At 61.1% G+C, this 6000-nt stretch carries 7 protein-coding genes and 2 pseudogenes; 4 read left to right on the top strand and 5 right to left on the bottom strand.

Annotated features, from left to right (window positions below):
* Position 1: 1 nt before the first annotated feature.
* Positions 2–232, top strand: a pseudogene (locus AC1DYQ_RS22730) (IS21 family transposase); the annotation flags it as partial.
* A pseudogene (locus tag AC1DYQ_RS22725) lies at positions 228–398 on the top strand (ATP-binding protein); the annotation flags it as partial. The pseudogenes AC1DYQ_RS22730 and AC1DYQ_RS22725, both read left to right, overlap by 5 nt.
* Before the next feature lie 253 nt (positions 399–651).
* Here the strand turns inward: AC1DYQ_RS22725 and AC1DYQ_RS22720 are convergent.
* Complete coding sequence (locus tag AC1DYQ_RS22720; protein ID WP_477688698.1) at positions 652–888, bottom strand: ACT domain-containing protein; 237 nt, start codon at positions 886–888, stop codon at positions 652–654.
* A gap of 133 nt (positions 889–1021) precedes the next feature.
* On the opposite strand from AC1DYQ_RS22720, the gene AC1DYQ_RS22715 reads away from it, so the two are divergent.
* Complete coding sequence (locus tag AC1DYQ_RS22715) at positions 1022–1999, top strand: Bug family tripartite tricarboxylate transporter substrate binding protein (RefSeq protein WP_477688697.1); 978 nt, start codon at positions 1022–1024, stop codon at positions 1997–1999.
* 56 nt (positions 2000–2055) lie between these two features.
* Here AC1DYQ_RS22715 and AC1DYQ_RS22710 read toward each other — a convergent pair whose 3' ends face one another.
* From AC1DYQ_RS22710 to AC1DYQ_RS22700, 3 genes are read right to left on the bottom strand one after another with little or no spacing between them, the layout of a single operon-like run.
* The gene (locus AC1DYQ_RS22710; RefSeq protein ID WP_477688696.1) at positions 2056–3015 is read right to left on the bottom strand and encodes a hydroxyacid dehydrogenase; all 960 of its coding nucleotides are present in this window, start codon (positions 3013–3015) and stop codon (positions 2056–2058) included.
* A 17-nt stretch (positions 3016–3032) separates the two neighbouring features.
* Entirely contained in the window at positions 3033–3713 is a 681-nt protein-coding gene (locus AC1DYQ_RS22705; RefSeq protein WP_477688695.1) for an RraA family protein, read from the bottom strand.
* 1 nt (position 3714) lies between these two features.
* Positions 3715–4683 (bottom strand): Bug family tripartite tricarboxylate transporter substrate binding protein, encoded by a 969-nt coding sequence (locus AC1DYQ_RS22700; RefSeq protein ID WP_477688694.1) that lies wholly within the window; start codon positions 4681–4683, stop codon positions 3715–3717.
* Between the two features lie 111 nt (positions 4684–4794).
* On the opposite strand from AC1DYQ_RS22700, the gene AC1DYQ_RS22695 reads away from it, so the two are divergent.
* Entirely contained in the window at positions 4795–5550 is a 756-nt protein-coding gene (locus tag AC1DYQ_RS22695; RefSeq protein WP_477688693.1) for an IclR family transcriptional regulator, read from the top strand.
* Positions 5551–5647: 97 nt separating this feature from the next.
* On the opposite strand, the gene AC1DYQ_RS22690 is transcribed toward AC1DYQ_RS22695, so the two are convergent.
* Positions 5648–5872, bottom strand: coding sequence for a DUF6500 family protein (locus AC1DYQ_RS22690; protein ID WP_477688692.1), 225 nt, complete (start codon positions 5870–5872; stop codon positions 5648–5650).
* Positions 5873–6000 lie beyond the last annotated feature (128 nt).

Raw genomic sequence — 6000 nt, 5'->3', positions numbered from 1 at the left:
CATCAGACGTTGGGCATTGCGGGATCAGATGTCCATCCGCGAGATCTCAAGGCGTACAGGCCTGGCTCGCAACACCGTGAAGAAGCACCTGCGATCAGAGGAGAGCGAGCCTAAGTACCCAAGACGGGTCAGCTCAAGCAAGCTCGATCCCTACGCCGAGAAGCTGGCCACCTGGCTGGTAATCGAGGCAACAAAATCGCGGAAACAGCGGCGCACTTTGAGGCAGATCCACACAGGCGAGTGTCTTTGGTGATGCAAAAATGACGACTGCTCTTCTGGATCGGCTCACCCACAGATGTCATATCCTTGAGACTGGAAACGACAGCTATCGGTTCAAAAACAGCTCTGCAAAGACTCAGCCCAAAAAGGAGAAGATCAAGAACTTATCCACATCGTGAGCACCTTCTGCTCACAAAGAGTGTGGGTCAAGATTCGATGGAAAACTCGGGTCAGACTTCAGTGCAATTCAACAAAGGAGGCGACTGTCCGCCGACGCAGCCGCCTTAACGAGATTTACCAATAGATCGCTGCGAGCCATTTAGATTAAGTTTTTGAAGTCGGTATGGGCTTACATGGGACGAGATGCTCACTCAGTTTAACTTGCCTTAGCGTCTACGTCGGAAAGCGTTGAAGCAATTCATAGGCCACATCTCACTCCCCAGCAGCCTGCCTCTCCCCCGACGCAATATCCAACATCATCTCGCTGGCCAGCGTCCCCAGCTCCTTCTGCAACGCCTCCACCGACAAATTAGCCGGCACCAGCAAATGCGCCTCTACCTTGAAGGTCTGCTTGCCGACGACACCGCTGTGCATGATGTCGGTGTGAATGCTCTCAATGCTGATGCCGCGCTCGACGAGCATTTTGGTGAGGTTGCTGACGAGGCCCACGCGGTCTTCGCCTCCTAGTCAGCTCCAAACCCGCCTGCAGGCATACAACTTGCATTCCCTACTATTGCGGCGGAGCAAGGTTTTCAGAGCATGAACTGGCGACGCCCGGCACCCCCAACTCTGAAAGCGACCTATGTCATTCACCCGCACCGCCCGCCTGGCGCTTTGCGCCGCGTCCAGTCTGGCGCTCGCCGCTCCCTCCTTCGCGCAAGAGCCCTACCCCAGCCACCCGGTCAAGGTCATCGTCGCACTGCCGGCTGGCGGCAGCGTCGACATGGTGGCGCGCCAGGTCAGCCAGCAGCTGACCACTGACCTGGGCCAACCCTTTGTGGTGGACAACCGGGCCGGCGGCTCGGGGCAGATTGGGGTGCCGGTGGTGGCCAAGGCGGCGCCGGACGGCTACACCATCATGGTGTCGCCGGCGTCTTTTCTGACGACGAACAAGAGCATTTTCAAAACCCTGCCCTACAACCCCGAAACCGACTTTTTGGCCGTGACCAAGCTGGTGAACCAGGCCATGGTGCTGGTGGTGAACGACAAGGCGAAGTACGGAACGCCGGCCAGCATTTTGGCGGCGGCCAAGGCCAACCCGGGCAAGCTGACCTATGCCTCTTCAGGTGACGGCAGCCCGCAGCACCTGGCCGGGCTGATGTTTGAAAGCCAGACCGGCGCGAAGCTGCTGCATGTTCCCTACAAGGGCGGTGCGCCGGCCATTACCGACCTGATTGGCGGCGTGGTGGACATGGCCTTTGCCCCGCTGCCGGAGGCGCTTCCGCACATCAAGTCGGGCAAGCTGCACGCGGTGGGCGTGCTGAGTGAAAAGCGCGCCATTTCTGCGCCGGACATTCCCACACTGCGTGAAGGCGGCGTGAACAATGTGGTGCTGTCGGCATGGATCGGCCTGCTGGTGCCCGCCAAAACGCCGCAACCCGTGATCGACAAAATCAGTAAATCCGCGAAGGCTTTTCTGAGAGGCGATGCCAAAACCAAACTGCTGGAAATCGGCATGGAGCCGGCACCCGATGAGGCGAAGCCCCTGGCACAAGTGATTTCAGAAGAGATCCGCATCCACGCCGATCTGGTGAAAGCCGCCGGCCTGGTACCGCAGTAAAAGCGAAAGGCGCTGGCCGGGCTGGGGCGCATGCCCCAGGCGGCGTCAATCAAAAGCTAAGTCAAAGCCCCAGCGGTAACGCCTTCAATCACGCTTCGCGCGTTACGCGCCGCCGCAACGCCCATGTTCACGTACGCGTTGCTCGTGACACCGCCGATGTGCGGGCTCAGGATGACGCCCGGCTCGTTCTGGAAGGGGTGCCCCGGCGCCATGGGTTCCACGCTGAAGCTGTCCAGGCCCGCAGAATGGACTTGTCCGCTGCGGAGGCCTTCGAGCAAAGCGGCCTCGTCTACCAGTCCACCGCGCGCCGTGTTGACGATGATCACACCTTTCTTGCACTTTGCCAGCGTGGCGCCGTCCAGCAGGTTGCGGTTCTCGTCGGTCAACGGGCAATGCAATGAAATCACGTCGGCGTTTTGCCAAAGCGTTTCGAGCTCGACCCGTGTCATGAATTCCGGCAACTCTTTGGCGTAAGGGTCATAGCCCAAGACCTCCATGCCCAGTGCACTCGCCATGCGTGCAAAGCGCAGCCCGATGGCGCCCAGGCCCACAAGCCCGACAGTCTTGCCATACAGTTCCACGCTTTTGTGGGTGGCCTTGTCCCAGTGGCCGGCGCGCATGCGGGCGTCCAGCACCGTAATCGATTTTGCGCAGGCGAGCATCAATGCCAGGGCCTGCTCGGCGACGGCATTGGCGTTGGCGCCGGCCGCGGCACGCACTTCGACGCCCCGCGCGGCGGCGGCCACCTTGTCGATGGTGTCGGTGCCGCTGCCGTGCTTGGAGATCACGCGCAGGGACGGCGCCGCTGCGATGGCGGCAGCACCCACCTTGCTGTAGCGCACGATGATGCCCACCGGGTCGTATCGCTGGCAGAGGGCGACGATGTCTTCTTCTGTCGGCGTCTTGCCGGCGTAGATGACTTCGTAACCCTGCAGAAGCGCCAGCGCTTCTGGTGCAAGGTCTGCAGCAGTGACCAGAATGACCGGTTTCATGACGGGCTTCATGACGGGCTTCATGACAGGTTTCCCGTTGCTCACAGCGACTCGCCTTCTTTCAACACACCGGCGCTGCGCAATGCTGATTCCAGCCACTTGGCCGCTGTGTCGCCTTTTTTGATCGCCGCTATCCGTGCGTTTTCGTCGGCCACCTTCTTCGCAGCGGCCGGCAGCAGGGATTCGATCTTCTCGCGTTCAACCACAACAACGCCGTCCGCGTCACCCATCACGAAGTCGCCCGCATGCACGGTGACGCCGCCTGCCGTCACGGGGTGGCCGATGCGGCCCGGGCAGGTTTTGGTGGGGCCGTTCGGGTTGTACCCGGCCGCAAAGACAGGGAAATCCATTTCGTCGATTTCGAGGGTGTCCCGCACTGCGCCGTCAATGACAACGCCGACGATGCCCAGCTGTCTGCAGGCGGTCATCATGATGGTGCCCATCAATGCCGCGGTGAGGTCGCCCTTGCCGTCAATGACCAATACGTCACCCGGCTGCGCCAGTGACATGGCCGCGTGAATCATCAGGTTGTCACCAGGGCGAACTTCAACGGTGAAGGCCGTTCCGGCAAATTTCATGCGGGGGCGCAATGCCTTGATGTGCCCGTGCATCGCACCCCGGCGGCCGGCCACGTCAGCCAGGATGGCGGGCTGGAATTTAGCGGCCTCGCGCACAACGGCGGCCGGCACGCGGTCAAACTTGCGGATGATGTCTTGTGTCATGTCAATCTACTTTCGCACCGGATTCTTTGACGATCTTGCCCCAGCGGGTGATGTCTTCCCGGATCAGTTTGCTGAATTGCTCCGGCGTGCTCCCTTCCACGTCGGCGCCCTGGTCGCGCAGCTTCTTGCGCAGGTCTGCCGCCTGCAGCGCCTTGTTGATGTCGGCGTTGAGTTTGGCGACGACTTCCTTCGGCAGGTTCGCGGGCCCGGCAATGCCGAACCAGGTCACGGCCTCAAAGCCCTTGTAGCCGGACTCGGCAATGGTCGGCACCTGCGGCAGGTCTTCGGTGCGTTTGGCCGACGTGACGGCGATGGCGCGCATTTTTCCGTTCTTGATGTGGCCGATGAGCGTGGGGATAGAGGACACATAGAGCTGCACCTGCCCGCCAATCAGGTCGGTGGCGCCCTGCGCCGCGCCCTTGTACGGCACGTGCGTGAGCTTGACGTCTGCTGCTTTCTGGAAGGATTCGGTTGCAAGGTGCGCGACGGTGCCGTTGCCGGAGGTCGCGTAGTTCAGGAAGCCGGGTTTGGCCCTGGACGCCGCAACGATGTCGGCAAGCGTCTTGTACGGCGAATCCGCCGCGACGACGATGACCAGCGGCGCGCTCGCCACGAGGCTCACGGGCGTGAGGTCCTTCACGGGGTCATAGGGAAGCTTGGGGTACAGGCTGGTGTTGATGGCCAGGTTGCTGGTCTGGCCGAGCACCAGCGTGTAGCCGTCTGCCGGCGACTTCGCCACGGCGTCTACGCCGAGGTTGCCGCCCGATCCCGGCTTGTTGTCAACGATGAAGGTGTAGCCCGAGCCCGTGATCTTGTTCGTGACTTCGCGGGCGATGATGTCGGTGCCACCGCCGGCCGGAAACGGGACGACGAGGCGGATGGGTTTGGTGGGCCAGGCCTGCGCAAAGGCGCTGGTGGCCAGGGAACACGCGATGGCAGCGGCCAGCACGCAACGGCGGGAAAGTTTCATGAATATGTCTCCAAGGCTCCGCTTTAAAACAATAGCTGCGGTATGGGTGTGACTGTAGGCGCGCGTTGCACGCCATACAATACCGTTTCATACAGTGAACCATGGTGCGGCATGCGCAACGATCCAGCAAATGAGCCGGTTGAGACGGGCGGCGGCGTCATCGCGGTGACGCGGGCGCTCTCGCTGATGGAAGCTTTTGAGGTGGGCGAGTCAACGCTTTCGCTGGCGGAATTGAGCCGGCGCTCACACATGCACAAGACGACGGCGCTGCGCCTGGCGCGCACGCTGGCCTTGTCGCAATACATGGTGCAGGCCGACGACGGCCAGTGGCGGCTGGGGCCGGCCGCCGGCTGGCTGGGTGCGCGCTACCAGGCCGGGTTCGACGTCAACCGGATCGTCGAGCCCACGCTGCACGAGCTCGTGGAGGCAAGCGGCGAAAGCGCGTCGTTCTACGTGCGCGAAGGCGACATTCGCGCCTGCGTGGCGCGTGTCGAAGGACCGCAATCGGTGCGGCACCACGTGCGTGTCGGGGAAAGGCTGCCCCTGAACAAGGGCGCACCAGGGCGTGTGATTTTGGCCTTCAGCGGCGCAGCGGGAGAACCCTACGAGTCGATCCGTGAGCAGGGGTACCAGATCTCGATGGGCGAACGCGAAGCCGAAGTGGCCAGTGTGGCGGCGCCGGTGTTCGGCCTTAACTGGCGATTGCTGGGGTCTATCTGCATCTCGGGCCCGAGTGCGCGGCTGTCAAAAACCAAACTGATGAAGCACGCCAAGAGCGTCATCCGCGCGGCGAACCAGCTGTCGTATGCACTCGCCGGAAGCAAGTCGGCTCACACGCCACGGGCGGTGTCGCGCTGGCATCCTTGAAGGCGGCTTGTCAGCCGTCTTGGGGTTCGTCTGAAAAAAGAGAGGGTGCCTGGGGCGGATATGGCCCTGGAGGACGCTTACATCAAGGCGCGGTTTCTCAATCGATCACTTCCTGCTCAACCAGACGCCTGATCTTCAACGCTTTCTCAAAGTGGTCCAGCCGGTGCGTTTGGATCCACCATTTTGCGGCCTCCATCAGGAGCTCCGGGTTGTCATTCTTGTTGGCAAAAAACGCGTAGAAAGACACGCCGACGTTTTCGCCTTTCTCTTTGATTTTGTTTTCGCAAACATCGATTATTTTCTGTTTCAAATGGGCACGCAATTGGCCTCCTCACGTCTTCGCCGACATCTTGAACGCCAAAGCAAGATAGTCATGAACATGCTGCTTGTCGTTGATGTCATGAACAAATGCTTATGCGGTCGCTGGTCAGGGTTTCAGTATTTTTAGCA

The organism is Polaromonas sp. P1_F4 (assembly GCF_056405675.1).
The sequence above is the reverse complement of the archived record's forward strand: the minus strand, read 5'-3'. Positions and strand labels throughout refer to the sequence as shown.